The 25197-nt window shown below is 64.0% G+C and carries 24 protein-coding genes and 1 pseudogene; 11 read left to right on the top strand and 14 right to left on the bottom strand.

The annotated features are described in order from the left end of the window. Window positions 1-71: 71 nt before the first annotated feature. The 3 genes from M2428_RS14620 (at window position 72) to M2428_RS14610 (ending at window position 3190) form a co-directional block, all read left to right on the top strand. Window positions 72-572, top strand: a complete 501-nt coding sequence (locus M2428_RS14620; RefSeq protein WP_277526672.1) for a glutathione peroxidase — start codon at window positions 72-74, stop codon at window positions 570-572. 221 nt (window positions 573-793) lie between these two features. Continuing rightward, a complete protein-coding gene (gene fdhA / locus M2428_RS14615) occupies window positions 794-2005 on the top strand; it encodes a formaldehyde dehydrogenase, glutathione-independent (protein WP_277526671.1) in 1212 nt (403 codons plus the stop codon). 243 nt (window positions 2006-2248) lie between these two features. After that, a complete protein-coding gene (locus M2428_RS14610) occupies window positions 2249-3190 on the top strand; it encodes a phosphodiesterase (RefSeq protein WP_277526670.1) in 942 nt (313 codons plus the stop codon). Between the two features lie 63 nt (window positions 3191-3253). Here the strand turns inward: M2428_RS14610 and M2428_RS14605 are convergent, their stop codons facing one another. Together M2428_RS14605 and M2428_RS14600 are read right to left on the bottom strand one after the other, a co-directional pair. Further along, window positions 3254-4828: a stealth family protein gene (locus M2428_RS14605; protein ID WP_277526682.1), complete on the bottom strand. Its 1575-nt coding sequence runs from the start codon at window positions 4826-4828 to the stop codon at window positions 3254-3256. Between the two features lie 142 nt (window positions 4829-4970). Beyond that, window positions 4971-5885: a hypothetical protein gene (locus M2428_RS14600; protein WP_277526669.1), complete on the bottom strand. Its 915-nt coding sequence runs from the start codon at window positions 5883-5885 to the stop codon at window positions 4971-4973. A 179-nt stretch (window positions 5886-6064) separates the two neighbouring features. Between M2428_RS14600 and M2428_RS14595 the strand changes: the two genes are divergently transcribed. Both M2428_RS14595 and M2428_RS14590 read left to right on the top strand, forming a co-directional pair. Then, window positions 6065-6364, top strand: a complete 300-nt coding sequence (locus tag M2428_RS14595; RefSeq protein WP_026266597.1) for a hypothetical protein — start codon at window positions 6065-6067, stop codon at window positions 6362-6364. Beyond that, window positions 6357-7052 (top strand): LytR C-terminal domain-containing protein, encoded by a 696-nt coding sequence (locus tag M2428_RS14590; protein ID WP_277526668.1) that lies wholly within the window; start codon window positions 6357-6359, stop codon window positions 7050-7052. Before M2428_RS14595 ends, M2428_RS14590 begins: the two co-directional genes overlap by 8 nt. A gap of 51 nt (window positions 7053-7103) precedes the next feature. Here M2428_RS14590 and M2428_RS14585 read toward each other — a convergent pair whose 3' ends face one another. Together M2428_RS14585 and M2428_RS14580 are read right to left on the bottom strand one after the other, a co-directional pair. Then, a complete protein-coding gene (locus tag M2428_RS14585) occupies window positions 7104-7742 on the bottom strand; it encodes a TetR/AcrR family transcriptional regulator (protein WP_277526667.1) in 639 nt (212 codons plus the stop codon). 225 nt (window positions 7743-7967) lie between these two features. After that, window positions 7968-8708: an HAD hydrolase-like protein gene (locus M2428_RS14580; protein ID WP_277526666.1), complete on the bottom strand. Its 741-nt coding sequence runs from the start codon at window positions 8706-8708 to the stop codon at window positions 7968-7970. Window positions 8709-8783: 75 nt separating this feature from the next. Between M2428_RS14580 and M2428_RS14575 the strand changes: the two genes are divergently transcribed. Next, window positions 8784-9251 (top strand): Lrp/AsnC family transcriptional regulator, encoded by a 468-nt coding sequence (locus M2428_RS14575; RefSeq protein ID WP_018772573.1) that lies wholly within the window; start codon window positions 8784-8786, stop codon window positions 9249-9251. Between the two features lie 6 nt (window positions 9252-9257). Here the strand turns inward: M2428_RS14575 and M2428_RS14570 are convergent, their stop codons facing one another. From M2428_RS14570 to M2428_RS14560, 3 genes are all read right to left on the bottom strand, one after another. Next, window positions 9258-10667, bottom strand: a complete 1410-nt coding sequence (locus M2428_RS14570; RefSeq protein WP_277526664.1) for an aspartate ammonia-lyase — start codon at window positions 10665-10667, stop codon at window positions 9258-9260. A gap of 101 nt (window positions 10668-10768) precedes the next feature. After that, entirely contained in the window at window positions 10769-12181 is a 1413-nt protein-coding gene (locus M2428_RS14565) for an aldehyde dehydrogenase family protein (RefSeq protein WP_277526663.1), read from the bottom strand. Then, window positions 12174-13226: a homoserine dehydrogenase gene (locus tag M2428_RS14560; RefSeq protein WP_277526662.1), complete on the bottom strand. Its 1053-nt coding sequence runs from the start codon at window positions 13224-13226 to the stop codon at window positions 12174-12176. The genes M2428_RS14565 and M2428_RS14560 overlap by 8 nt, the downstream gene beginning before the upstream one ends. A 301-nt stretch (window positions 13227-13527) precedes the next feature. Here M2428_RS14560 and M2428_RS14555 point away from each other — a divergent pair, with 301 nt between their 5' ends. The 3 genes from M2428_RS14555 to M2428_RS14545 all read left to right on the top strand — a co-directional run bounded on the left by M2428_RS14555 (window position 13528) and on the right by M2428_RS14545 (window position 17048). Beyond that, window positions 13528-14967, top strand: coding sequence for an amino acid permease (locus M2428_RS14555; protein ID WP_277526661.1), 1440 nt, complete (start codon window positions 13528-13530; stop codon window positions 14965-14967). An 81-nt stretch (window positions 14968-15048) separates the two neighbouring features. After that, the gene (alr, locus tag M2428_RS14550; protein WP_277526660.1) at window positions 15049-16200 is read left to right on the top strand and encodes an alanine racemase; all 1152 of its coding nucleotides are present in this window, start codon (window positions 15049-15051) and stop codon (window positions 16198-16200) included. 47 nt (window positions 16201-16247) lie between these two features. After that, window positions 16248-17048 carry an IclR family transcriptional regulator C-terminal domain-containing protein gene (locus M2428_RS14545; protein WP_277526659.1) on the top strand — a complete coding sequence of 267 codons (801 nt, stop codon included), beginning with the start codon at window positions 16248-16250 and terminating at the stop codon, window positions 17046-17048. Here M2428_RS14545 and M2428_RS14540 read toward each other — a convergent pair. From M2428_RS14540 to M2428_RS14530, 3 genes are read right to left on the bottom strand one after another with little or no spacing between them, the layout of a single operon-like run. Beyond that, the gene (locus M2428_RS14540) at window positions 17045-17821 is read right to left on the bottom strand and encodes an IclR family transcriptional regulator (protein ID WP_277526658.1); all 777 of its coding nucleotides are present in this window, start codon (window positions 17819-17821) and stop codon (window positions 17045-17047) included. The genes M2428_RS14545 and M2428_RS14540 overlap by 4 nt on opposite strands. A gap of 32 nt (window positions 17822-17853) precedes the next feature. Next, the gene (locus tag M2428_RS14535) at window positions 17854-18606 is read right to left on the bottom strand and encodes a cyclase family protein (protein WP_277526657.1); all 753 of its coding nucleotides are present in this window, start codon (window positions 18604-18606) and stop codon (window positions 17854-17856) included. Further along, window positions 18603-19052 (bottom strand): hypothetical protein, encoded by a 450-nt coding sequence (locus tag M2428_RS14530; protein ID WP_277526656.1) that lies wholly within the window; start codon window positions 19050-19052, stop codon window positions 18603-18605. The genes M2428_RS14535 and M2428_RS14530 overlap by 4 nt, the downstream gene beginning before the upstream one ends. 313 nt (window positions 19053-19365) lie before the next feature. Between M2428_RS14530 and mmuM the strand changes: the two genes are divergently transcribed. Further along, window positions 19366-20334, top strand: a complete 969-nt coding sequence (gene mmuM, locus M2428_RS14525; RefSeq protein WP_277526654.1) for a homocysteine S-methyltransferase — start codon at window positions 19366-19368, stop codon at window positions 20332-20334. A gap of 250 nt (window positions 20335-20584) precedes the next feature. Here the strand turns inward: mmuM and M2428_RS14520 are convergent, their stop codons facing one another. After that, window positions 20585-20758: a hypothetical protein gene (locus M2428_RS14520; RefSeq protein WP_277526652.1), complete on the bottom strand. Its 174-nt coding sequence runs from the start codon at window positions 20756-20758 to the stop codon at window positions 20585-20587. 101 nt (window positions 20759-20859) lie between these two features. After that, window positions 20860-22083: pseudogene (locus tag M2428_RS14515) on the bottom strand (ISL3 family transposase). A 340-nt stretch (window positions 22084-22423) separates the two neighbouring features. Between M2428_RS14515 and M2428_RS14510 the strand changes: the two are divergent. Further along, window positions 22424-23005 (top strand): dihydrofolate reductase family protein, encoded by a 582-nt coding sequence (locus tag M2428_RS14510; protein WP_277526681.1) that lies wholly within the window; start codon window positions 22424-22426, stop codon window positions 23003-23005. Between the two features lie 587 nt (window positions 23006-23592). Here the strand turns inward: M2428_RS14510 and M2428_RS14505 are convergent. Together M2428_RS14505 and M2428_RS14500 are read right to left on the bottom strand one after the other, a co-directional pair. Beyond that, window positions 23593-24369, bottom strand: a complete 777-nt coding sequence (locus tag M2428_RS14505) for a type 1 glutamine amidotransferase domain-containing protein (protein WP_277526651.1) — start codon at window positions 24367-24369, stop codon at window positions 23593-23595. Between the two features lie 43 nt (window positions 24370-24412). Then, on the bottom strand, window positions 24413-24970 hold the full coding sequence (locus M2428_RS14500) for a flavodoxin (RefSeq protein ID WP_277526650.1): 558 nt from the start codon (window positions 24968-24970) through the stop codon (window positions 24413-24415). Window positions 24971-25197 lie beyond the last annotated feature (227 nt).

Genomic DNA, 25197 nt, shown 5'->3' with positions numbered 1-25197 from the left:
CAAATCGAAGAACTCAGTGCGCGCATCGAGGGAAAACACTCTGGCCATCTAACGCTCCATCAATCAGAGCGTTGCTGCGACCATATGACTCTGCCCTGCACTCCATTCCCCTGACCCTCATCGACGGGACCGAGACCGATTTTGGCCGGTTCAGGGGAGAGGTGGTTCTGGTGGTCAACGTGGCGTCCGAGTGCGGTTTCACGCCCCAATACGCAGGACTCGAGGCACTGCACAACAAGTTCCGCGGCCAAGGCTTCCAGGTCCTCGGCGTCCCCTGCAACCAGTTCGCCGGACAGGAGCCCGGCGGCGACGCCGAGATCGCCGAGTTCTGCCAGCGCAATTTCGGCGTGACCTTCCCGCTGACAGTCAAGACCAACGTCCGCGGGAAGAACCAGCACCCGCTCTATGCCGAGCTCACCAAGTTCAAGAACGGACTCCTGCCCGGCCTGGTGAAGTGGAACTTCGAGAAGTTCCTCGTGAACCGCGACGGCGAGGTCATCGCCCGCTTTGCGCCCACCGTGGAGCCGGACTCACCGGAGCTCATCGAAGCTGTTCAGTCCGCCCTGGACTAAAACAGCCCGCCCGGAGATACGCATCCGCGGCCTCTATCCCTCAGCATGCTTACCCCCTAGACTGGCGGCACCCTCCAACATTCCGGGCACATCCACGGCGCCGTCACCCCTGACAGCCGCCGTTCGGCAGTGCGGCCGAGGTGTCCGTGCGGAGGGCGCATCAAACAACTTCGTCAATCACAGCAGGGCCCGTGCGGGTCCGTGAACGCAGGAGGAACGAGATGACAGGGAACAAAGCCGTTGCCTACAAGGGGCCGGGAAAAGTCGAGCTGATAGACATTGACTACCCCACCTTTGAACTCAAGGACGGCCCGGGGGTCAACCCCGCCAACGTCGGCCGGCAGGTGCGCCACGGCGTCATCATCAAGACCGTTGCCACGAACATCTGCGGCTCGGACCAGCACATGGTCCGGGGGCGCACCACGGCCCCCCCTGATCTGGTGCTTGGGCACGAGATCACCGGCGAAGTGGTGGAAGTGGGCCCGGACGTTGAATTCATCAAAGTGGGGGACATCTGCTCCGTCCCGTTCAACATCGCCTGCGGGCGCTGCCGGAACTGCAAGGAACGCAAGACGGGCATTTGCCTGAACGTTAACCCCGACCGGCCGGGCAGCGCCTACGGCTATGTGGACATGGGCGGCTGGGTCGGCGGCCAGGCCAACTACGTTCTGGTGCCGTACGCCGATTGGAACCTGTTGAAGTTCCCGGACAAGGACCGGGCCCTTGAAAAAATCATGGACCTGGCCATGCTCTCGGACATCTTCCCGACCGGTTTCCATGGCGCGGTCACAGCAGGCGTCGGCCCGGGATCCACCGTGTACATCGCCGGGGCAGGGCCCGTAGGCCTGGCCGCTGCGACCAGCGCGCAACTGCTGGGTGCCGCCGTCGTGATTGTGGGGGACCTGAACGCGGACCGTTTGGCCCAGGCGCGCAGCTTTGGCTGCGAGACCGTCGACTTGACCAAGGGCGGCCCCGGGGAGCAAATCGAGCAGCTCCTCGGCGTCCCGGACGTCGATTGCGGGGTTGATGCGGTGGGCTTCGAGGCCAGGGGCCACGGTACCGGAGCCCAGGAAGCCCCGGCAACTGTCCTGAACTCCCTGATGGAAGTGACGGCCGCCGGCGGCGCCCTCGGCATCCCCGGGCTCTACGTCACCGGCGATCCGGGCGGCATCGACGAGGCAGCACGGAAAGGCTCACTGTCGCTCAGCCTCGGAACGGGCTGGGCAAAGTCGCTGAGCTTCACCACGGGACAGTGTCCGGTCATGAAATACAACCGGCAGCTGATGATGGCAATCCTGCACGACAAGGTACACATCGCCAAGAACGTCAACGCGAAGGCCATTACCCTGGAGGACGCGCCGAAGGGGTACGCGGAATTCGACGCCGGCGCGGCGACGAAGTTCGTACTCAACCCGAACGGCTACCTGAGCTAGCCCAAAACCCGAACCCGGCGGCACTGCCCGCCCCGCCCCGCTGAGCTGGGGTTTCGGCAGTGCCGCCGGGCGGCCGTGCCCCGCATATGCCTGCGGGAGCATATGAGGGTATGCCACCTGTTAACGCATGATTTTCCAATATGCCTGTCCCAGTTTTTACATTGTTTGCCCAATGTCTGGTTGGATAGTTCTTACTGAGAGGGACACTGGAGGCACCGCTTCCACCCAACCAAGAAGGTAGCAATGGAGCGCATCGAGGCCGAGCACCCCCGGCCACGTCATTTCCTACTTCACCTGAGCGACCCCCACTTGCTGGGGGGTCCGCAACCCCTGCACGGCGTCGTGGACAGCGAAGCCCTGCTCCGGCAGCTGTTCGTGGAGGTCCATGCCTCGGGGGCCCGCCCCGAAGCGGTGATCTTCACGGGGGACCTTGCTGATCTCGGGGAACCGGAAGCCTACGCCAAGCTCCGCGCAATCGTGGATCCGGCATGCAAGGCTCTGGGGGCGAAGGTCATCTGGGCGATGGGCAACCACGACGACCGGGCCAATTTCCGGGCCGGGCTCCTGGACCAGTCCGACAACGACGCGCCGGTGGACCACAGTTACTTCGTCAACGGGTTGCGCATCATCACCCTGGACACCTCCGTGCCCGGCTTCCACCATGGCGAATTAAGCCACGACCAGCTGGATTGGCTCGCTGCTGAACTGGCCACTCCGGCCCCGGACGGGACCATCCTTGCCCTGCACCACCCGCCGGTGCCGTCCGTCCTGGATCTTGCCGTGCTCGTGGAGCTCCGGGGCCAGTCGGCGCTGGCCGGTGTCCTGCGCAACTCCGACGTCCGCGCCATCCTGGGCGGCCACCTGCACTACTCGACCACCGCGACATTCGCCGGCATCCCCGTGTCCGTGGCCTCAGCCACCTGCTACACCCAGGATCTGAACGTTCCCGTGGGTGGCACCCGCGGCCGCGACGGCGGGCAGGCGTTCAACCTGGTCCACGTCTACGAACACACGATCGTTCACTCGGTGGCGCTGCTCGGCGACACGCCGGCCGTCGGCGAGCTTGTCTCTCCTGCGGAAGCCCAGCGCCGGCTCGCCGCCGCCGGGATTTCGATCCCGGAGAAGGCCAAACTCGAGGCCCCCGCCCGGACGGCGGCGCACCCCAAGTTCACCACCCTGAACTGACTCACTCGCCAGCTGGCGTCTTTACGCCCCGACCGGCGCGGCGCCAGCTTTGGTCACGGTTCGTTACTTCTCCCAGGGCGCCTTGATGGGGTAGTACTTCTCCAGGAAATCCGTGACCAGCTCGGCCCGCTCTTCCGCCGGGACCTCCGGGAAGCTGCCGTCGTTGAGGCAGAAGAAGTCCATGTTCCGCTTGGCCAGGAGCTTGGGCAGGTAGTTCAGGCCCGCCCGCGCCGTCGTGTCCACATATCTCACCCTGGCAGCCGTCTGGGTCACGGCCCGGCCCGTGAGCAGCGCGTAGTAGTGGTAGAACGAATTGGTCACGGAGATGTTGTCCGCGGCCCGGAACGTGCTCGCGGCGGTCTTGGCAAACTCGGCCGGGAACTCCTGTTCCATCTGCTCCACCACACTGCGCCGCAGCGGGGCCGCCGTGTGCTCCAGATGCCGGGTGGTGATGCGGCCGAAGCGGTTCCAGAGCAGCTTGCGGTTCACCCGGGCGGCGTTCTCAAAGCCGCTGCGTTCGGCGTCGTTGTCGCCCAGCCCAATCCGGGTCTCGGCCTCGATGAACTTCGTGATGCCGCCGGGGGTGAAGAACATGTCCGGCCCCACGGCGCGGCCGAAGAACATGTCGTCGTTCGAGTACAGGAAGTGCTCGGAAAGTCCCTCGATGTGGTGCAGCTGGCACTCCACGGCCTGCGAATTGTGCGTGGGCAGAACCGACGTGTCGGCGAAAAACTCTTCGCTGCGGACGATCGTCACGCTGGGGTGGTCCGCCAGCCATGACGGCGTGGGGGAGTCCGTAGCGATGAAGATCCGGCGGATCCACGGCGCAAACATGTAGACCGAGCGCAGGGCGTACTTGAGCTCATCGATCTGGCGGAAGCGGGCCTCGTGGTCATCTCCCTCGCCCACCACCACGCCGGCCATGCGGGCACGGCGGGCCGCGATGTACTCGGGGGAGCTGCCGTCAACCCATGAGAACACCAGGTCGACGTCGAAGCTGATGTCGCTGGCATGGTCCGCGAACATGTTCTCGATGGTGGGCCACGTATGGCCGTAGCGTTCCACGGTGCCGCGCACCGCGTCCTGGGCCAGCATGGTGCGGCGCGTCAGGGAATTCTCGATCGGCAGGATCAGCTGGTCGCCCTCGAAGCTCCACAGCTCCAGCTGGACGCCGGCGGAGGCGCCGAATTCAAAGCCGCCCTCCGGCTCCACCCTGGGCCGGTACAGCCGGAAGATCCGGGACTGGCGGTTCGGCGACAGCTCGCCGTCGGCCACCAGCACGGAGGATTTCTTCTTGGCGTCCACGCTCATGGAATAGAACGGCTCGTCGCGGCACGCCTCCACGAGGGCGTCGCGGAGTTCCTTGCGGTCTTTCCAGTCGACCGCGATGACCGGGCGGTGGTTGTTGCCGCGGACCAGCAGATAGTTGAGGCCGGCGTCGGCCAGGACGGAACGCAGGAACATCAGGTCCTCGACCATGGCCTGGTACGGCGTGCGGTTCTCGTTGATCAGCGCATAGCGGCCGCGGCGGCGGACAACATCGGAGCGGGTCCGGAATCTGGCGACGGCGGCCGCCGACGTGATCTCGGCGTGGGCGTCCGCGGATGCCTGGCTGCCATAGTAAATCTCGTCTTGGATCGCTGCTTCGGTAATGTCTGATCTCCCGCTTCTTTGAGTGCGTTGGTGTCTACTTGCATGATAACGCGGGCCTCAAAATTGCCGCGGGAAATCGGCCGGCACCTGGCATGTGTGACGGCAGACCGAGACGGCGGAACGGGCCTCAGCCGGTGACCGCGGCCAGCCAATGGTGCAGGAAGGCGGCGCCGGCGTCGTCGTGGATGACGTCCTCGCCCAGCCCCAGATCGGCAGCCGTGAGAACCTCGTAGGGTTTGACCGGGATGCCGTCCGCGGGCCGGACGTCCACATGCTTCACGGCGTGATCATTGTGGTGCAGCCAGTCGGCCATGGCGTAGTCCGTGCGGGAATCGCCCACCGTGCGCCAGGCCTGCGGCGTGATGCCCTGGGCGGCCAGGAACTCCACGGCCCGGCTCGCGCCCAGGTCCTTGCCGAGCCGGACCGATTCGATGTCGGTGGAGATGATAGTCGGATCGACGCGGAAGTCGATCTGGTCATCCGAGTCGGGGACGTGGTGGTCCAGCCGCACCACGCCGAGCCCGTGCTGGGCCATGAGGCCCATGGCGTCGGCGTCGAAGAGTTGCTGCTCGGCCAGGTAGTCAGAGCTGGCGACGGCAATGTGCTGCTCCACGGAGACCATGGCCCGCTTGGTTTCGTCGTAGAACATGTGGGCGGAGTAGTCCTCGGCGACCAGCCGGCGGACGTCGTCGCCGAAGGCCTCCGGGATGGCGAGCTCCCGGTCCACGTGGACCGGGCCGGGGCCTTCCGCGGTGTAGCTGAACCAGACGGCGCCCTTCTCGCAGATGGCGTGGATGAGGGTGCCGGCAGGCATGCCGGCAGCGATCATCGGTTCCATGACCTGCTCGCGGATGAAGGCGTCGGACCGTCCCGTGTTGAAGATGACCGGCACGCCGGCGGCGGCCAGGGCCACCAGGTCCGCGATGATGCCGGGCTGCACAACGCGGGTGACCGGGCTCGCGACCGGGCCGTCGACGTCGAGCAGCAGCGCCAGCACGGGGGCCGACGGCGACGGACTAGGGGCAGTCTCGGGTGAAGTCATACGGCCATTCTGTCAGCCGGGCGGAACGTTTGCGTGAACTGTGCAGAAGATCGACGGCCCCGCGCTGGATGTGACAGGCGGCAGTGCGTCATGTGACAGATGGTTACTGTTTGGCCACAACCTCACGCCGCCCGTGGACTTTGATTCCTTCGGGCGTCCAAGTTCCCTAGGCTGGCATGGTGATATTCAAAGCTGTGGGCGAGGGACGCCCGTACCCCGACCATGGTTACACCACGCCCAAGGACTGGGCGGCCCTGCCGCCGCGTCCGGTCCGGCTTGATGAGCTGGTGACCACTAAGCGCACCTTGGACCTTGAGGCCCTGCTGGCCGAGGACTCGACGTTTTTCGGAGACCTCTTCCCGCACGTCGTGGAATACCGCGGCGTCCTTTACCTTGAAGACGGCCTGCACCGGGCAGTCCGCACCGCATTGCACCAGCGCACCGCAATCCACGCGCGGGTCCTCGTGATAAATGGCTAGGAAGCCGCGAGACCTCAGAGTTCTGCACGGGCACCGCGTCATCAGTGGCTCCGAACTGCGGGCCACGTTCGTGGAGCAGGAAGATACGGCAGGCAACCCCGTCCGGCTGCGGCGCAGGATCCTGCACGCCGTGGTCCTGGTGATGCTGGTCGGCCTGATCGCGGCGGCGATCGTGGTGGCCCTCGCCATCATGAACGGCCAGATCAAGCTTCCCGCGACGGCGGAGCGGAGCAAGGCGGCAGTGTCGGTGTGCCCGGCGGCCACCTACGACTACACGCCGCCGAGTAAGGTCCACGTCAACATCTACAACTCCACGAGCCGGCCGGGCCTGGCCCGGACCGTGGCCAATCAGCTCGCCGCCCGGAAGTTCCTCGTGGGTGCGGTGGGGAACACGACGTCGAGCTACCGCGGCGTGGCGCTGATCGTCTCCGGTGCCGCCGGCCAGTCGGCCGCCTTCAGCGTCCAGCGCCACGTGCCCGGCTCGGACTATGTCCAGGACGGCCGCACGGACCCGAGCGTGGACGTCATCATTACCGGCGACTTCAAGGCCCTGGCCAAGCCGGAACTCGTGGACCAGACGCCGGGCCGGCTCAGCTGCCCTCGCGAGGACCGGCGCATCGTGGACGACTCCACGCTGCCCATCCAGCCGACGGCCACCCCGGCGGTCTCGCCGACGGCTGCGGGCTAGGGCACGCAGGGCGCCGCAGCTTAACTGGTGGCGCGGTGCGGGTGGCGCAGCTCAGCTGGTGGCGCGGACCGGCCGGCCGGCGTCGTCGAACCTGGCCCCGGCGCCCAGCTGGATGAACCGCACCGTCCGGGCCAGCCGCGCCTCGGCCTCGGCGTCCTGGCCCGCCCCGTCGCCCCGGGCCGCGCTCGAGGAGAGCGTGCCGTGGATGAGCTGGGCGAGCTGGGCGATGTCCGACTCGGGCAGGTAGCCCTGGGCCATGCCGTCGCGCAGGATGCCCCGCAAGAGCACGCTGAGCTCGCCCACGTGGTCCGCGAGCTTGGCGAACGACGACGGCGAGAGCACCGCCGCCATGGCCGGCCCCGGCGGCAGGTGGCGCCGGCTCAGGTCCTCCACCTGGGCCCGGACGTAGAGGGCCAGCCGCTCCACCGGGTTCTCCAGCGCATCGAGCGATTCGCGCAGATCGAGCAGGAACCGCTCCGTCTCATCCAGGGCGTACGCGATCAGGAGCTCTTCGATGTCCGCGTAATAGTTATAGACGGCGGTCCGGCCGATCTGGGCGTGGCGCGCGACGTCCGTCATGGTCAGGCCGGGCAGCCCGTGGGTGAACAGGAGCTCCCCGAATGCGGTCAGGATGCGGCGCTGGGTCTCGGCACGTTGGGCGGCGTTGCTCGCGGCCGAAATCCTGGGCATACGGACACTTTAGCGCGATCTGTCACCAAAGCAGCCGGGTGGCGGACTGTGACACGGACGGCGTGGTGACATTTCCATCAGATGCGTGATCCCTGCCTGGCGCGCGGGTTAGTCGGACCTGCCATCGCGGCGGGGGACCGGCTTCAACGGCAGACATCAGGCAATGGATTAGATCTGGGGCCAACCGCAGTCTCTAACAAAGAGGGGGTTGTGAATGCCTGCTGGTCAAATTCGTGGACTCATCGCACGGGGACTGTCATGCTGGACGACTGACCGAGGGCTGTTGTTCAGAATCAGCGGCAGCAGGGCCGCGGGGGAGGGGACAACCGCGGCCGCATGCGACCCTTCTTCGGCCTCCCCGTACCCCCAGAGTGCGAATATCGTGGGGATCCCGTGTTCGGCTGCCCCCGCAACATCGTAGCTCCGGTCCCCGACCATTGCGGGACTGGAGATGTCCACGCCTTCGGACCGGAGCCGGAGCAGCAACTCTGCGATGACCTCCGCCTTGCTCGCTCTCCCCTCGGAGTCCGACGCCCCGCAGACGGTGATGAAGTAGCTTTCCATTCCAAACCTGCGTGCGAGCCTTATCGCCTGGTCTTCCACCTTGGAAGTGGCTACAGCCATTGGAATCCCGGCCAAGTGTAGGTGTTTGATCAGGTCCATAATCCCGTCGTATGGGCTGGACTGTTCAGCGCCATGATCGGCGTATGCCTTGCGGTAGTGTTGGAGGGCCTTTTGGGCGGTTTTTTCGTCCAGTCGTGAGACTGTTCTGAAGGACTCGATCATCGGCGGGCCGACGAATCGGCGCAGTTTGTCCATCGCCGGCACGGGCGCGCCTACCGCTGCCAAGGCCTGGGCAGCACTTGCTGTAACTCCGGGTGCTGAATCCAAAAGCGTTCCGTCCATGTCGAACAAGATGCAGCTAATGCCAGTGACAGAGGGCAGGGCCTGGTGCAGAAGTGTCATTTTTCAAGGGCTTTCGGTCTTGAAGTTGGTTCCGTTCCGGTTGGGTCCGGAGGATTATTGCTGTGAAAGGCAGGCATGGATCGGGTGAGTCTTGATCAGATAGATCAAAGGATTCTTGCGGAGCTCACGAAGAACGCTCGCATGAGCCATGCAGAGCTGGCGACCAAAGTCCTCCTGTCGAGGAATGCGGTGCGCCAGCGGATCGAACGGATGGAGCGGCAGGGGTACATCCAGGGGTACACGATTGTTGCCGGCCCTCCGGGCCAGGGCCCGGTGTCCGCCTTCCTGATGGTTTACAGGAAGGACCGGGTGCGGGGCGCGGACGTCATCTCCGTGTTGCGGTCGATTCCGGAAGTGGTTCTGTGCGATGTCGTGAGCGGTGATTTTGATCTGCTGGTGAGGGTCGAGGCCCGGTCGCTGGAGAGGGTTCAGGAGATCTGGGAGCAGATCGCGGCTATTCCCGGAGTCACGGACACGGTGACGGCCATGACGCTTTCCAGTTACATCAGGCGTGGCGCCGGAGGTGCCCGCGCCACCGAGTAAAAGTAATCAGACCCCGGACATGTCCGCACTTCTGACAGGCAGCACGGCGGATTCAAGCAGTGACTGAGCTGCTTCCCGGTCCAAGAGGTTCCTTCTCGTGACGATGTCCAGAATGGTTGACCCGTCCTTGAGGGCTTCCTTAGCCACCGCTGCTGCGGCGGCATACCCGATGGCCGGTATGAGGGCCGTTGCAAGACCCACCGAGACTGCCGTCTGGCGGGCGAGGCGTCCGGTGTTCGCTTCAATGCCCTCCATGCAGTAGCGACGAAGCGCGCGTGATCCTTGTTCGAGCCATGAAATGCTCTGCAGAAGGACATGGGCAATGACTGGTTCGAAGGCATTGAGCTGGAGTTGCCCGTTGTCTGCAGCCATCGTCACTGTGGTGTCAGCTCCGGCGACAGCGAAGGCAATCTGATTCATGGCCTCCGGAATGACAGGGTTAACCTTTCCCGGCATGATTGATGACCCGGCCTGGCGCGGGGGCAGGATGATCTCGCCAAAGCCGTTCTGTGGCCCGCTGGACAGCAGCCGGAGGTCGCTGCTGATTTTGGAGAGCTTGATGGCCGTGCGTTTCAGCATGCCCGACATGTGCATGAAAACGCCCACGTCGGATGTCGCTTCGATGAGATCAGCGGCCGGAAAGACCGGAACGCCGGAGATCTCGGACAGTGCCCGAAGCACGAGTTGCTGATACCCGGGTTCGGCGGTGATGCCGGTCCCGATGGCGGTGGCGCCCAGACTGCACTCGAGCATCAGCGCGGTGGATTCCATAAGCCTGGAGCGGTCTTCTTCCAGCGTCGCGGCGAAGGCATTGAACTCCTGCCCGAGGGTCATCGGGACGGCGTCCTGAAGCTGGGTTCTGCCCATCTTCACGACGTCGGCGAATTCAGCGCCCTTGCCCCGGGCTGATTCGGCAAGTTTGCCCAACTCGCGGTTAAGCTCCGCGGTAGCGAAAATCAGTGCCAGCTTGATCGCCGTTGGATAGGTGTCATTGGTGGATTGGCAGCGGTTGACGTGATCAATGGGGTGCAGGTGCTGGTATTCGCCGCGGCGGTGGCCCAGTTTTTCCAGCGCAAGGTTCGCGATTACCTCGTTGGCATTCATGTTCGTGCTCGTACCGGCGCCGCCCTGAATGACGTCCACACAGAACTGTTCGTGGTGATGTCCGTCCTGGATTTCCTGGCACGCGTCGCGGATCGCCGTGGCTTCCCGCGGGTTGAGGATGCCCAGTTCGCAGTTGGCCTGCGCCGCAGCGTTCTTGATCATGGCCAGGGAACGCACCAGATGCGGGTGGCGGGAGACGGGTATCCCGCTGATGGTGAAGTTTTCCAAGGCCCGGGCGGTGTGTGCTCCCCAGTAGGCTGTGGCCGGTACACGTACGTCCCCGAGCGAATCCGTCTCGGTGCGGGTGGTCATGGTTTTCCGTTCTCTGAGTGGAAGTTTGGGTGGTGCGTAGCAGCGTGCCGCTCCGAGGGAATTGGAGGGGCGCAGGGCACGGGCGCGCCCCTCCAATTCGATCAGTTCTTGATGCAGATGACTTTGGGCTGGGTCATCTCCTCATACGCGAAATGGACGCCCTCTCTGCCCATGCTCCCGTACTTTGCCCCGCCGAACGGCATGCCGTCGAAGCGGTAGTCAGAGGAATCATTGATCATGACGCCGCCTGCTTCGAGTTGGCGGGCTGCGTCCATGGCCCTGGCCAGGGAGTCGGTGAATATACCTGCATGAAGGCTGAACTCGATGGCATTGGCGACGTCCATGGCCTCTTCGAAGGTATTGAATTTACGAAGCATGACGACAGGGCCGAAGACCTCCTCCCTCCACAGGCGGCTGTCCGCCGGGACGGCTTCCAGGACGGTCGGCTGAAGCACATTGCCGTCCGTGACATTGCCTGAGAGCAGGACAGCGCCGTCGTCGAGGGCCCCGTCCAGCTTGGTCTGGAGCTCCTGCAATGCTGTGGGGCTGATCATGGGTCCGACATCCGTGCGTTCATCCGATGGATCTCCGGCAACCAACCGCGCCGTTGCCTCCAGGAAGCGTTGTCGGAACGCGCCGTACACCGGGGCGGCTATGAGGATCCGCTGCACCCCCACGCAGTTCTGGCCGGCGGCCCAAAACGCTCCGGAGACGCAGGATTCCACCGCGTTCGCGATGTCTGCATCGTCCAGGACGATCACGGGTGCGTTTCCGCCGAGATCCATGGAAAGCTTCTTCAGGCCTGCGGTGCGGGCGATACTCTCCCCAGTGGAGAACCCCCCGGTGAATGACACCATTCGTACGTCCCGGGACCTAATGATTTTTTCGGCCACTTCCCGGTCGCCATGAACAATCGTGAGGGCTTCCGGCGGGAGCCCGGAGCTCACGAGGGCGTCCGTGAGCAGCTGGGCTGACAGGGGAGTCAGTGCAGAGGGTTTGAGGATCACGGCGTTTCCTCCGGCGATTGCCGGGCCGATCTTGTGTGCCACCAGGTTGAGGGGGTCGTTGAAAGGAGTGATCGCGGCAATGATGCCCAGTGGTTCGCGCGAGTACCAGCCGGTACGGTCCTCCGAGCCTTCGTACGAGTCAAAGGGTATGACTTCGCCTGCGTTTCGGCGCGCCTCGGCTGCGGAGAGGCGGAGCGTGTTGACCGCGCGCAGCACTTCCTTCCGTGCCTGGCGGATCGTTTTCCCGGCTTCGGACACAATTGTTTGCGCGAACTCCTCGTTGCGCTGCTCGATCTGGCTTGCCGCGCCGTCCAGTATCTTCCCGCGTGCGTTGCGGGACAGCGCCCGGGCCTTCCGGGCGCCGACGCGGGCCGTTTCGATCACGGCCGAGCCGGCCGTTGCTTCGGTCAGCGAAACCGCGCCGACCACCCTGCCGTCGTAGGGGCTCGTTACGTCACGGAACTGCGGCAGCGCCGTTTCCGTCGCACACAGCGTGGATTCAGACATTGGCAGCTACTCCCGTCCGCGCCGCATGCATGGCGATAATGTCAGAGAGCAGAGCGTAGGCGGTCTCGACGCGGCCGGCTCCCGGTCCTGAGACGGTTACTGCGCCCAGAAGGTCGGTGTCGAAGGACACGGCATTGGTCGCGCCGGAAACGCCTGCCAGCCCGTGGTCGAGGGGGAGCGCTACGGGGGATACGCCTGCTGTCACTGACCCGTCCAGGTTCCGCCGTGCTGCGCCGACGAGCTTCCAGCGGCGTCCCTCGCGGGCTGCCTTCTGAATATTTACCGGCGTCACGGTCGAAATCCCCTGCCGCTGAACGTCTTTGAGTTCTAAGCCTGCGTCGAGCAGCTCGTTGGCGAGAATAAGGACCTTGAGCTGAACATCGTAACCCTCGATGTCCGCTGCGGGGTTTGCCTCGGCGTAGCCGAGTTCCTGTGCCTCGCTGATGGCCGCTTCGAAGTCCAGCCCGGCCTCCATCCGCCCGAGCACATAGTTGCTGGTGCCGTTGAGGATGCCTTCGAAGCCGTTCAGCTTCAGCCCCGCGAACATCTTCTTGGCCAGGCGGATGACGGGAGTGCCGCTCATGACGGCACCCTCGAACTCGAAGTGCACACCGTTCTGTTCGGCCAAGGAGGTCAGCTCGGCGCCGCGGAGGGCAACCGGGCCCTTGTTCGTCGTGCAGACGCTCTTGCCGGATTCGAGGGCCCAGCGTACGTGCGAAACTGCTGGCTCGCCGTCGTCGGGATTCGTGAACGTGGCCTCGCAGATGATGTCGGCGGTGCAGTTACGGATAACTGATTCGTTATTGGTGTCCGCGGACCCGCCGTGGGCGGCGAAGGTTTCGTTTCCACCGTCCAAGTTGAGTGCGATGCCGAGGTCGATCCCCTCGGGCTGGACCAGCGAGCCGAGGCGCAGGTCGGTGATGGCTACGACACGCAGGCCGAAGCCCAGTTCGGAACGAAGTGTGTCACCGCGTGTTGCGACCAGTTCGGCCAGCGTCCTGTTGACGCCGCCGAAGCCGATCAGCGCAATGTCATAGGTGGTCATGGTGCTCCTTCAGTCAGTTACATCGGTCCTCCAATGCTCACCGCATTTCATGTCCGTCAGTGCATGCCATTGTGACCGAAAAACAGGGCGAACTGACCATCTGCCTGCCGATTCGACAGCAGCGCCTCGAGGTAACTTAGGTGCAACATAAGCATGTTGAAATGTTTTTAATGACCAAGAGGCCGTTTTCATGTTACTTTCGTCACTATCGCTATTGCACAGCTCGAGGCGGCCCGCCCCACACGCGGGGGCGATGTGCGTACTCTTCGCATCAGACCTGTCCACTCACCTGGGAGAAACCATGGAACCCTCATCACCTGTCCAGCTAAAACCGCAGCCCACGATTCCCCCGTCGACCGATTCCGGGCTCCGGCGGTCCATGGGGGCACGGCATCTGGTCATGATCGCCATGGGCGGGGTGATCGGCTCCGGGCTTTTCCTGAGCTCGGGCTACACCATTTCCCAGGCCGGGCCACTCGGGGCGGTCATCGCCTATCTCATCGGCGCCTTTGTTGTGTACCTGGTGATGGCCTGCCTCGGCGAACTTGCCATTGCTTACCCTGTCTCGGGCGCCTTCCATATCTACGCGGCGAGGTCGATCGGGCCGGCCACCGGGTTCACCACGGCGTGGCTCTACTGGCTCTGCTGGGCAGTCGCCATCGGATCGGAGTTCACTGCCTCCGGTCTCCTGATGCAGCGCTGGTTCCCGGGTGTTGACGTCTGGATCTGGTGCGTCATCTTCGCCTCGGTCCTGTTCGGATTAAACGCAGTTTCCTCGAAGTTCTTCGGCGAATCCGAGTTCTGGTTTGCCATCGTCAAGGTCGGCGCCATCGTCGTCCTCATCGTTCTCGGTGGCGCGGCGCTGTTCGGCGTCCACCCGCTCAGCGAGGGGGCCAACCACCCCTTTATGTTTGAGAACTTCAACACCTCCGGCGGTCTCTTCCCCAACGGCTTCACCGGCGTCCTCGTCACAGCACTTGCAGTGTTCTACGCCTTCTCCGGCTCTGAACTCATCGGCGTGGCAGCGGGCGAAACAGCTGACCCCGCCACGAGCATCCCCAAGGCGATGCGCAGCACCGTCGTCCGTCTGCTGGTCTTCTTCGTCGGGGCAATCGCTGTCATCGCCGCGACCATCCCCTACGAGCACGTCGGACTGGATGAAAGCCCGTTCGTGACGGTCTTCTCATCCATCGGCATTCCTTTTGCCGCCGACATCATGAACTTCGTCATCATCACTGCACTGCTCTCCGCCGGAAACAGCGGACTCTTCTCCTGCGCACGGATGCTTTACTCCCTTGCCGACGAGGGTCACGCCCCCCGGGCGCTGAAGAAGCTGACCCGGCGCGGTATCCCGATGATCGCGCTCTCAGTCAGCATGCTTGGTGGCTTGGCATCACTCATCAGCAGCGTCGTTGCGCCCGAAACGGTATACCTGGCTCTCGTATCGGTGGCAGGGTTCGCCGTCGTCGGGGTCTGGATGTCCATCACCGCCTCGCACTTTTTCCACCGGAGGTCCTTCGTCAGGAACGGCGGCGATGTCGCTGCCCTTCCCTACAAGGCCCCGCTGTTCCCGCTGGTGCCAATCCTGGCTTTCTCGCTCTGTCTCATTTCGCTCATCGGCATCGCCTTTGACCCGAATCAGGTGGCAGCCCTCTATTTCGGAATCTCCTTTGTTGGTGCCTGCTACGCCTTCTTCTACTTCAAATACGGGCGCAAGGCGCGCGCAGACCAGCTGTCCTGACGCCATCATCAACCATCGTCTTTTCAGCTTCGTGGCCGGGGTCTTTCTTCCCCGGCCACGAGGCTGTCCAAGGGATAAACCATGAACTCACAAGGCCTGATGCAACACGTGCGCAGTTCGGTCCAGGACGCCGGCAGCTGGCTGGAGATTGACGCCGCCGCTTTCGAATCAAACGTCCGGAACCTCCTGTCCATGATCGATGACCGGGCGCTATTGTGCGCAGTGGTCAAGTCCCATGCCTACGGACACGGAGCTGACCTCTTACTCCCTTCCCTTGTTCGTCTGGGCGTTCCATTCATCGGAGTAGGAAGCAACGAGGAGGCAGCCATTGCACGCCGCTGCGGTTTTGAGGGCCGGATCCTGCGTGTCCGTGCCGCGGCGCCGCAGGAGATCAGGGCCGGCCTGCGTCACGACATCGAGGAACTTGTTGCCGACCCGCAGAGCGCGTGGGAGATACACAAGATTGCTGCCGTGACTGGGAAGGTGGTCCGCATCCACCTCGATATCAACTCTTCCGGGATCAGCAGACACAGCCTCGACGTCTCATCCTCGCTTGGCCGGGCATCCGCGGTAGGAATCGTGAGCCACCCGGGGCTTCAACTGTCCGGGATCATGACGCATTTTCCCAAGGACGACGACGGCCATATCGAAACGGCTCTTCTGCGTTTCCAAAGCCAGGCGTTGACACTGCTTCAACTGACCGGAACTCCCCGGGAGGCAGTGCTGCTCCACTGCGCCAATTCATACGCCGCCCTGCACGTACACGGCTCTTGGCTGGACATGGTCCGTGCCGGGGCAGTCCTCTACGGCGATTCGGGTCCGACAGCAGCGCATTTCCAACGGTGCATGGCCTTCAAAGCCCGCATCGCTTCCATTAATAGCTATGCAGCAGGTACCAAGGTCGGCTACGGGCTAACCCACACCTTGGACCGGGACTCAAGGCTGGCGTCAGTGACAGCAGGTTACGGAGACGGCTACCGGCGGGCGCTGGCCGGCCAAGGCTGTGTGCTGGTCCGCGGCCGTCGCGCTGCCATTGTCGACGTCGTTTCGATGAATTCCATGGTTGTCGACGTCACCGACGTGGCGGAAGTCTGCCCTGGAGATGAAGTCGTACTGTTCGGGCGGCAAGGAAGCGCAGAAATCGCTCCCGCAGAACTGGAAGCAGCGAATTCAGCAATACTCGCGGACCTCTACACTGTGTGGGCGCAAGGAAACCGCGTCCTGGTCCAATGAAGACATGTGAGAATAGGCGTAGTTATCGGGCGGAAGGAGCATGGAGCATGGATTCTTCCTCGGAAGCGTCGTCCATGGCCCAAGGACTGCGGATAGTTCGGCTGGTCGCAGACCGGGAGAAGTGGGGAAGGCGGCTTCTCGGTGTTTCCCAGTTAGCTTCCGAGCTGGACATGGAACAAAGCCGTGTCTCCCGGCTGACGCAGGAATTGTGCGAGCTGGGACTGCTGGAACGTGTCGAACGCGGCCCATTCCGAACCGGGCCGCGTTTTTTCAGCCTGGCCGCAGCATTGAATGCCGGCTGGGTCCGGGAATCCAGATCCGAACTTGAGGCTTTGGTGGCTTCCTTCGGCCTTCGATCCAGAATTTCCGTCCGCGAGGGCTTCCGCGTCATTCTCCTGCGGGCCTCCAGCAATGACGCGGTTCCCGGCAGCTTCGTCAAACCCGGCATGGTGACGCCCGTGTGGTGTACCGGGTCAGGCCGGGCCCTGCTGTGGGACGACCAGCAGCCTGCCGTTCAAGCCCTCCTCCAGGACGTCAACTTCATCGGCGTAGGCGGTCCGGGAGCCGCCCATTCGCCACAAGAAGTCGCCGAACTGATGGACCGGGACAGGGCGCGGGGCTTCATTGTCGCGGAGGAGGAATTCGAGCATGGAGTCTACGAACTGGCCGTTCCCGTCCGCAGCGCTGAGGGATCCATTCTTGCCGCGCTGAGCGTCTTGGGCAGCCGGGCCGAGATCAAATCCAGCACGAACGACATTGCGAAGGCCCTCACGGCAGCAGCCGAACGGTTGGGGTCCTGCGAGGGGCGCGCCCGGGGAGACGCGGGCCGGAAGGGCCTGGCCAGCTAGAGCCGGTTCTGCGGCAAAGTGCGGCCCAGCGATGACTCAAGCCACCTTCCCCAAGACACTAGAGCCGTGGCGCAGAACTCCCGCCGCGGCTCCAAGCGTGTTTTGGCGCCTACGACCTGCAACGCTGCCACCACGTCGCCCTTGAAGTCGCGAATCGGAACGGCCAGAGAGTACAGCCCTGGCTCGGCTTCCTCATCGACAATGGAATACCCCCGTGCCCGCGCTCCGCGCAGTCGTGACAGGAAGTCCTCGACGTCAAGCGGTGTATTGGGCCCATGGCGTACGAAGGCAGCGCCCGAGAAAATTGTCCGGACCTCGGCATCCGACGCTTCCCAGAGCAGGGCCTGACCGGCATCACTGCAGAAAGCGGGGTAGGGCCGGCCCAGCCAAGAACCGACCATATTGCTACTTGCCGGAACACGCTCACCGATGGTGACCGTGCTGTCGCCGCTCAGAACGCCAAGGAAGCATCCTTCGTCAGTTTCACCGGCCAGGCCTTCTATGGCGGTCGCGCCGTCGCTCTGCAGCCGTTGCTCTGTCAACAGTTGTGCGTCTGTCAGGAGCGACCAGTTCAGGGTGTAGGACCGATGGTCTCCGCGTGCCAGAAACCCTTCCTGTTCGGCGGTCCGGAGACTGCGCGAAACTTGGCTGCGGTCCTTGCTCAGATCGGCCGCTATGTCAGCGACCGTTCCGCCGGCCAGGCCTTCTGCGGTGCGGGAGCCGACCGCCAGGACAGCCATGATTCCCCGGCCCATGCTGGTTGTCTTAGACATGGATCCGATTCTAGTCACTGCACTAACGTGTCTTAGTGGATGGCGAAGACCCGGGCTGGAAAGCCGCTGCCTTGCAGGGGCTTAGGCCAGCTCGCAATGAGGGCCGCGCCCGCTTCTGGAAGTCCGTCCAGGTTGGCCATCAGCTCGATCTGCCACCGGTTCTGCGCCAGGACATAGGTCTCCAAAGTAAAATCCTGGCGGGACGTAGCGCGCCCTGGGTCTGTGTCAGTCTGTTCATGGCCGACGGCAGTAACGGACCGCTCCTCAATCAGGAAGGAGAGGACTTCCTGCGACCAGCCTGGCGTGTGGCTGACGCCCTCATCGTCCATGTTTGCCATGGCGTCAGTGTCGGGCCAACGGTGGCTCCACCCTGTCCGCAGCGCCACAAAGGACCCCGGTGCGATGGCGCCGTTGCGGCGCTCCCATGCCTGAACGTCCTCCACCGTGGGAGTGGCGTCCGCATTTGCGATGACCTGCGCGGTGATGTCGAGGATGGCCAGCGGAAGGACCATGTCCTCCACAGGAATCTGGTCCAAGGTCCGTCCCCCGCGGATGAAATGCGAGGGAGGATCGACGTGTGTTCCCCATTGGCCGATGATCGAATATCGGTGAGCGGTGAAACCGTCGCCTTTCCCCAGATCGAATACAGTCTCCCTATTTTCGTCGGGGAATGCCGGGAAATGCGGCTGGCCAGGGTGGAAGGTGTGCGTCAGGTCGGTAAAGGACCTGCCCGCCAGCAGCGGACTCAGGCCGTCCCAAAGCCGGGCCGTAGCGGTTTCAATCATGATGCGACCTCGCTCTCAAAGACTGCCGGAAGGGCAGTGCTGGAGACGCTGATTGGCCCTGTCAGTTCGATGACCGGTACCTCCCAGGGATGGATATTCACGATGTGCTGCAGGAAGCGTTCCACGGCAACGTCATCTAGCGCCGCATCGAAATACGTCGTGAGGACCAAGGTAGGCGAAATTGTGCGCTGGCCCACGTGCCCCAACGTAGGGTTAGCGCCATCAGTGCAGGTGAACCCCTCGAAACCCAAGCCGGATTCGAAGACATGCCTGTAGTTGCCAAAATCCCCTAAGTCCGGGGATTCCGACAAAGCCTGGAGCAGGGCTGCAATGCCCGCTTCATTCTTGAATGCTTCGGCGTCGCCCGTGGCCAGCCGCGAGAAGGTTTCCGAAGCTATGGGCCAATGCACGCGCAGCTTACGTACTGATTTCATTTCAATCTTCAAGGGAAGCCTCTTCCTGAGCGGTTCGCAAAAGGTGTCTGAATGCCATGGTGGCATACTGTGATGATCATTACAAGCATTGAAAAATGTCTATTACGCACATCTCGGATGGCGGCTTCACTTCACTGAAGCACAGCTTGGTGCGTGGCGGAACCGGGAGATATCGGCTGCGAGGGGCTGCTGACCGTCATGTAGAAGCCCCACGCTGTGCCGCGCCTTTGGCGCTCCACGTTGTGCTACCTTGCATTGCCGGACCACGAGGCTCCGCGTCCGCCCGTCAGACAAGAACGAACCGAACCGCTTGGAGCCCTAAACGATGCCCAGTAACACCAAGCTCTCCCGCATGCTCGATGCCGGAGCGAACCTGACCCTGGACGGCGCACTCGCCACCGAGCTTGAAGCGCACGGCTGCGATCTGGACGACCCTTTGTGGTCGGCTAAAGTCCTTCTGGAACAACCGCAACTGGTCAAACGCGTACACCACGATTACTTCCGTGCCGGAGCCGCGGTGGCCATCACGGCGAGCTATCAGGCCACACCCCTGGGATTTGCGCGGCGCGGCATCGGCGAGGAAGAGGCCTTGGAGCGGGTGGCACTGAGTGTGCGTCTGGCCGACGAGGCGCGGCGCGAATACATAGCCGAAAATCCCGATGCGGGCCCCCTGCTGGTTGCAGGATCGGTCGGGCCCTACGGCGCGTACCTCGCGGACGGATCGGAATACCGGGGCGACTACATCCTCAGCCGAAACGAGTTTCTGGAGTTCCACCGGCCTCGAATCGCGGCGCTGGTAGAGGCCGGAGCGGACTTTCTTGCCTGTGAGACGCTGCCCTCATTGCCGGAAGCCGAGGCCTTGTTGGCACTCATGAAAGAGTTCGACGTCGAAGCTTGGCTTTCCTTCACGCTACGGGACGGTGGGCACATCAGCGACGGCACGCCGCTGGCTCAGGTGGCAAGGCTGTGTAGGGAGCAGCCGCTCGCGGTGGCGATCGGCGTGAATTGTGTGCCGCTGGAACTGGTCGCGCCATCCCTGGACGCCCTGGGCAAAGCCACCCATACGCCCCTGATTGCATACCCAAATTCGGGCGAAAGCTACGACGCAGTCACCAAGACGTGGGGGCCGGCCGCGGCAGGGGACAGCCCGGCGGGCCCGGACAGTAAACAGCCCACAAGACTTGCGGAGGGAACGCCCATCTGGCGTGAACTTGGTGCCCGGCTCATTGGCGGGTGCTGTCGAACGACCCCGCAAGATATTGCCGCCGTGGCCAGACTGTCAGAAATTCCCTGATCAGAAGGTGCCAGGCGGCAGAACGGGGCGTGGCCATAACTCCGCGTTTGTCAGTCACAAACCAGCGGACTTGTGCCGCTGGAACATTAATGAGGACCCGGTCCAGGGGATGAACGTGCGGTCAACTTGGGCCGCATGCCAGGACGAACTCGACTTATTGGACGGGGAGGAAGTGATGTCTCCTGCCATGGAAGCGGCGCACGCTGGCCCATGGCGGCCGGCCAGGATGGGACAACTCCGCCGTGCACGCTCAAAGCTCGCTGTCGCCATTCCTTCCACGGGGTCGAGGCGTCGTACGTCTAGCAGGAAGTGCGTCGATGAACGTGCCGACGCCGAAGGTCAACCAGATGACCGGGAGGATTTCCTGAAGCGCTCTAGCAATTGAGGACTTGCCGGAGCTCGAACCGCCGTTCAGTACGATCACCAGGGAATTCTGACTGGTACCCGCGCGAGTCTAGTAAGTAATCGAGGAGTAGGATCTCATCGCGACATTCATGGAGGGTCGCCATGGATCAATCAGGCTCTTCACAATCCAGTGTGTAGCAGCGGCCTGAAGCCACCGGTCTCGAGTAGCGATCTGGCGATGTAGTTGGTGAGGTTGCGGAACCCGAGGGCGGAGCCGCGGAGGTGTTCGAGTCGTCCGTTGATCGCCTCGGTTGGGCCGTTGCTGGTGCCGGGTCGGTCGAAGTAGGCCAGCACGTCGACGGCGCGCTTCTTCAGCGTTCGGCCCAGCGTGATCACCTCGCTCAGCGCAGCGGGAACGCCTGCGCTGACCGACCCGATCAGGTTCTGCATCAGCTCGCGCCCCTTCGTTCGATCCGGGTGACGGTAGGCGGCGATCATCCGCTGGTAGATCCCTCAAGTCGCCTCGACTTCGACATGCTCTTCGGCGGCGAACAGGGCGGTGGGTCGGTCCTTCTGCTTGTTGGTGAGTAGGTCGGCGCCGGTGTGCAGGGTCCTCCTGGCGGCGTAGAGCGGGTCGTCCTTGTGACCGCGGTGGCCGTGGATCGCGAGTTGGACCCGACGCCGGCACTTGTCGAGCGCGTCACCGGCTAGGCGGACCACGTGGAAGGGATCCATCACCGCGACCGCTGCGAGGATCTCCTCGGCCGCGGCGGTCTTGAACCCGGTGAACCCGTCCATCGCGACCACCTTGACCCCGTCGCGCCACGCCTCGGGGCGACCGCTCAGCCACTGCTTGAACGCCTGCTTCGAGCGTCCCTCGACCATGTCCAGCAGCCGTGCTGGGCCGGTGCCGTCCCGGATGGGTGTGAGGTCGATGATCACGGTGACGTACTTGTCGCCGCGCCGGGTGTGCCTCCAGACGTGCTCATCGACGCCGAGCACCTGGACGCCGTCGAGCCGGTGCGGATCGTCGATCAGGACCCGCTTGCCCTCGGCCAGGACGGCGTCGTTGGCGGTGTTCCAGGCGAGGCTGGTGTCCTGGCGCCACACATGCCCGCAGCCGGAGCACCGATAGCGACGGATCGTGACCACCAGCGTGGTCGGCCGCCAACCCAGCGGTTCGTGCGCCAGACGCCGGATCACTGTGTCGCGCGGCGATCCCTCGCATCCGCAGCGACGACACCACCTCTCATCCGACCCGTCGGGCTCGACGACGCGACAGACCAAGACAGCACGGTCCGGCTCGAACCGCTGCCCGGTCACTTCGAGACCGAGCTCGTCGAGTCGGCAGAACACGGTCAGATCAGGGCAGGCAAAGCCCGCCCCAGGGGTAGCGTCAGGCACGTCGAGGTCTTCCGGATGGGCAGTGTGAGAACTTCCATCTTCGGGAGACCTCGACCCCTACCCGGCCACCGACGCGCCGACCACCGCCGCCGCCGGACCGATCGACTGGGGTGACCTCGCCGGTGGCGCAGGCTACTTCGACCAGGCCCACTTCGGCCACGAGTTCCGGGCGTTCACCGGGCTCACGCCGACCCCGTACGTCGAAGTCCGGCGGCGGTTCCGGCGCGAACATCCCGGCCACACGCTGGACGGCTGGCCGCTGCCGGCCGATTGATTTCTTACTAGAGCGACAGCTCACGACACGCTAATGTGGGGGCACCCCAAAGCAGAGGAGAGCCCCGTGGGCAAGGTGGTCATGTACAGCTCGGTGTCGGTGGACGGCTTCGTCGCGGACGAGAACGACCAGCCCGGACCGCTGTTCGACTGGTTGTCCAACGGTGACGTCCCGTTGGACGAGAGCGGCGAGGTGAAGGTGTCGCAGACGTCCTACGACTACACCCGGCCGTACTGGGACCAGATCGGGGCGACACTCGTCGGCCGCCACGTCTTCGACCTGACGGACGGCTGGGACGGGAAGCCTCCGAGCGGGATCGACCACGTGGTCGTCGTGACGCACCGGCCGCAGCCCGAGGGCTGGGACCCCGAGGCGCCGTTTCACTTCGTCGACGGCGTCGAGGCAGCCGTGGCCAAGACGCAGGAACTCGCGGGTGACCGCATCGTCGAGGTCGCCGCTGGCGACGTCGGTGGCCAGGTGCTTGCCGCGGGCCTGGTCGACGAGGTGCGCATGGACGTCGTACCCGTCGTGTTCGGGTCCGGCAAGCGCTACTTCGGGTCGGTCCACGCACAGCACCTGTTGGAGGATCCCGACGTGGTGATTCAGGGCAACCGGGTGCTTCACCTGCGCTATCGGGTGCGCCGTTGACCGATCTGAGCGGGTACGCGAAGAAGTCCACTGCGAACGGTGACACAAGATCGGGCCTCCGGCTGCGGTTGCGCATCGCTGCCCCGGGACCGACCCGCCAGCCAACATCCAGCCAGCGATTACACCCTCAACTGTGAAGAGCCATCAATCATCGCTCGGGCCGCTTTCAAGTGGCGGCAGGAGTGTGAATTTCAGCGATAAATGGCGGTATTTTCGCGGCGCGCTAAATGTCACCCTCGCTGACCCCCAGCTAATGGTGCGAACACGCCCCCGCACCGGCAGTCACATCAGCTGTCTGCTCGTGCCGGCTGTCTTGAAACGCTAGCGATTCGAGACGGGAAGGTTTCGAGACACCGAGTTAGCTGGGAAACCCTGAACCGGAGGCCTAACCTGTGAATTACAGCGCAAACTGGCCGCGTTTCTTCAGCGGTAAATTCAGGTCGCGCCTCCCGGCAGAGCACGCCCACCCCGTAGCCGGTGCCGTAGATCGTGGTCCCCGGAACCTGAAGCACTCCGGCGATGCGTTGGACAGTGTGGTTGCCGGCGCACGACGCCGACTGGCCGCCAGTTTCAATGCGCTGTTGGTTTTAGTGCTCCGCTTCCGCGGCAGCCTTCTTGGCGCTCTTCTCGGCGTCCTTCTCGGCGCGCAGAGCCTCCGTCTCATGCTGTTCCTCGGCTTTTTCCTGGTGGATGACCTCTGCGAAGAGCTTCTCCATCTCCTTGGCCACGCCAGCGGCTGAGGCCGGGTTCTGGCCGGTCACCAGCCGGTCGTCAACCACCACCTTCTCCTCAAAGACTCCAGCGGAGACGTGGGTGGCGCCCTGTTCCTCAAGCCGGTCTGCCAAGAAGAACGGGATGACCTTATCCTTCCCTGCGGCAACCTCCTCGTCGTTGGTGAAGGCGGCCACCTTCCGGCCCTCGACGAGGCGAAGCCCGTTCTTCAATTCGACGTTCAGCAGGCCGGCCGGTCCGTGGCAGACCGCGCCCACCAAGCCGCCGGCGTTGTAGACGCTGGCCACCAGATTCTGCAAGCCTTCGCTGTCCGGGAAGTCCCACATGGTGCCGTGGCCGCCCACGAGATAGACGGCGTCGTACTGGTCGGGATCAACGACGTCGACGCGGGCCGTGTTGTAGAGCCCGGCGCGCGTGGTCTCGTCCTCCGTGAAGGCGACCTGGATGGGATCTTCTGAGTCCACCTCGTCGCGCGGGGGCTGGCCGCCCTGGATGGACGCAAAATCGACGAAATGCCCGGAATCCTTGAAGACCTTCCAGGGATGTGCGGCCTCTGCCACGTTGTAACCGGTCTTCTCGCCGGTATCGCCGATCTCGGAAACGCTGGTCAGTACCATGAGGATTTTCTTCATGAAGTGCTCCTTTCGTCCAACTTCCACCCTACGCCTGGCCCAATTAACCCTGGAGGAGCCCGGCGCGGCGCAGCCAGGCCTCGACAGCAGGTCCGGCGTCCCGGGTTTCCTCGCCGCGCACCGCGAGCCCTTCGCCGATGGTCGCCCCCGGGCAGGAGCGGGCGTAATCCCGTTCGGTGGTGCCGAGCCCGCTCATGGCGTGCGTGGTGACGGGGTGGACTGTTTTGCCGGTGAAGTCGTAGCTTTCGGCGAATGCCGCCATGATCATCGGCGCCCTGACGTTCCAGATCCCGCTGGCCAGCAGCACCGTGTCGTACTGCTCGATCGCGCGCAGCTGCGAGGCAATGGCCGCCGGGCGGGCGTTGCCGTCCTGCTCGCGGACGTTGCGCGCGACGGTCGCGTCGTAGTCCTCGGGGTAGGGGTCGGCGGCCTCGATGCGGTGTATGTCGCACGCGATGAGGTTGCCGATCATGCCTGCCAGCACCTCGGTGTTGCCGACGACGAGGTTGGTGCGGCCGCCGTAATGGTAGTTCTCCCCGGCGCGTGAGAAGTAGGCGAGCAGGACCCGCCGGCCTTCCCCGGGCTCTGGCGTGTCCTCCATGGATGGAGACGTGGCTTTGTCTTGGGATGGCATGGGGGCGTTCCGTTCTTGCGGGGCGCAGCCCGATGTTCCGGCCGTGATCATGGCAGCGCCTAGACCGCAAACGGCCGAACGCAGGACTGAGCGCCGGCTAATGGTCTCTTGGCTCGGGATCATCACTGGGTTCTCTGGTGGTGGTTGCTGTCCCGGGGCGGGCAATGGCCCCGGGGACGCGGGACAAGGGATCC

The organism is Arthrobacter sp. ES3-54 (assembly GCF_029504395.1).
Classification (GTDB): Bacteria; Actinomycetota; Actinomycetes; order Actinomycetales; family Micrococcaceae; genus Arthrobacter.
This window is presented reverse-complemented; position numbering and strand designations above follow the sequence as displayed.

What these genes read in the sequence shown, in the direction of transcription:
- fdhA (WP_277526671.1), top strand. Translation starts at nt 794, where the DNA reads ATGACAGGGAACAAAGCCGTTGCCTACAAGGGGCCGGGAAAAGTCGAG.
- M2428_RS14610 (WP_277526670.1), top strand. Translation starts at nt 2,249, where the DNA reads ATGGAGCGCATCGAGGCCGAGCACCCCCGGCCACGTCATTTCCTACTT.
- M2428_RS14600 (WP_277526669.1), bottom strand. Translation starts at nt 5,885, where the DNA reads ATGACTTCACCCGAGACTGCCCCTAGTCCGTCGCCGTCGGCCCCCGTG.
- M2428_RS14590 (WP_277526668.1), top strand. Translation starts at nt 6,357, where the DNA reads ATGGCTAGGAAGCCGCGAGACCTCAGAGTTCTGCACGGGCACCGCGTC.
- M2428_RS14585 (WP_277526667.1), bottom strand. Translation starts at nt 7,742, where the DNA reads ATGCCCAGGATTTCGGCCGCGAGCAACGCCGCCCAACGTGCCGAGACC.
- M2428_RS14580 (WP_277526666.1), bottom strand. Translation starts at nt 8,708, where the DNA reads ATGACACTTCTGCACCAGGCCCTGCCCTCTGTCACTGGCATTAGCTGC.
- M2428_RS14575 (WP_018772573.1), top strand. Translation starts at nt 8,784, where the DNA reads ATGGATCGGGTGAGTCTTGATCAGATAGATCAAAGGATTCTTGCGGAG.
- M2428_RS14570 (WP_277526664.1), bottom strand. Translation starts at nt 10,667, where the DNA reads ATGACCACCCGCACCGAGACGGATTCGCTCGGGGACGTACGTGTACCG.
- M2428_RS14565 (WP_277526663.1), bottom strand. Translation starts at nt 12,181, where the DNA reads ATGTCTGAATCCACGCTGTGTGCGACGGAAACGGCGCTGCCGCAGTTC.
- M2428_RS14560 (WP_277526662.1), bottom strand. Translation starts at nt 13,226, where the DNA reads ATGACCACCTATGACATTGCGCTGATCGGCTTCGGCGGCGTCAACAGG.
- M2428_RS14555 (WP_277526661.1), top strand. Translation starts at nt 13,528, where the DNA reads ATGGAACCCTCATCACCTGTCCAGCTAAAACCGCAGCCCACGATTCCC.
- alr (WP_277526660.1), top strand. Translation starts at nt 15,049, where the DNA reads ATGAACTCACAAGGCCTGATGCAACACGTGCGCAGTTCGGTCCAGGAC.
- M2428_RS14545 (WP_277526659.1), top strand. Translation starts at nt 16,248, where the DNA reads ATGGATTCTTCCTCGGAAGCGTCGTCCATGGCCCAAGGACTGCGGATA.
- M2428_RS14540 (WP_277526658.1), bottom strand. Translation starts at nt 17,821, where the DNA reads ATGTCTAAGACAACCAGCATGGGCCGGGGAATCATGGCTGTCCTGGCG.
- M2428_RS14535 (WP_277526657.1), bottom strand. Translation starts at nt 18,606, where the DNA reads ATGATTGAAACCGCTACGGCCCGGCTTTGGGACGGCCTGAGTCCGCTG.
- mmuM (WP_277526654.1), top strand. Translation starts at nt 19,366, where the DNA reads ATGCCCAGTAACACCAAGCTCTCCCGCATGCTCGATGCCGGAGCGAAC.
- M2428_RS14505 (WP_277526651.1), bottom strand. Translation starts at nt 24,369, where the DNA reads ATGAAGAAAATCCTCATGGTACTGACCAGCGTTTCCGAGATCGGCGAT.
- M2428_RS14500 (WP_277526650.1), bottom strand. Translation starts at nt 24,970, where the DNA reads ATGGAGGACACGCCAGAGCCCGGGGAAGGCCGGCGGGTCCTGCTCGCC.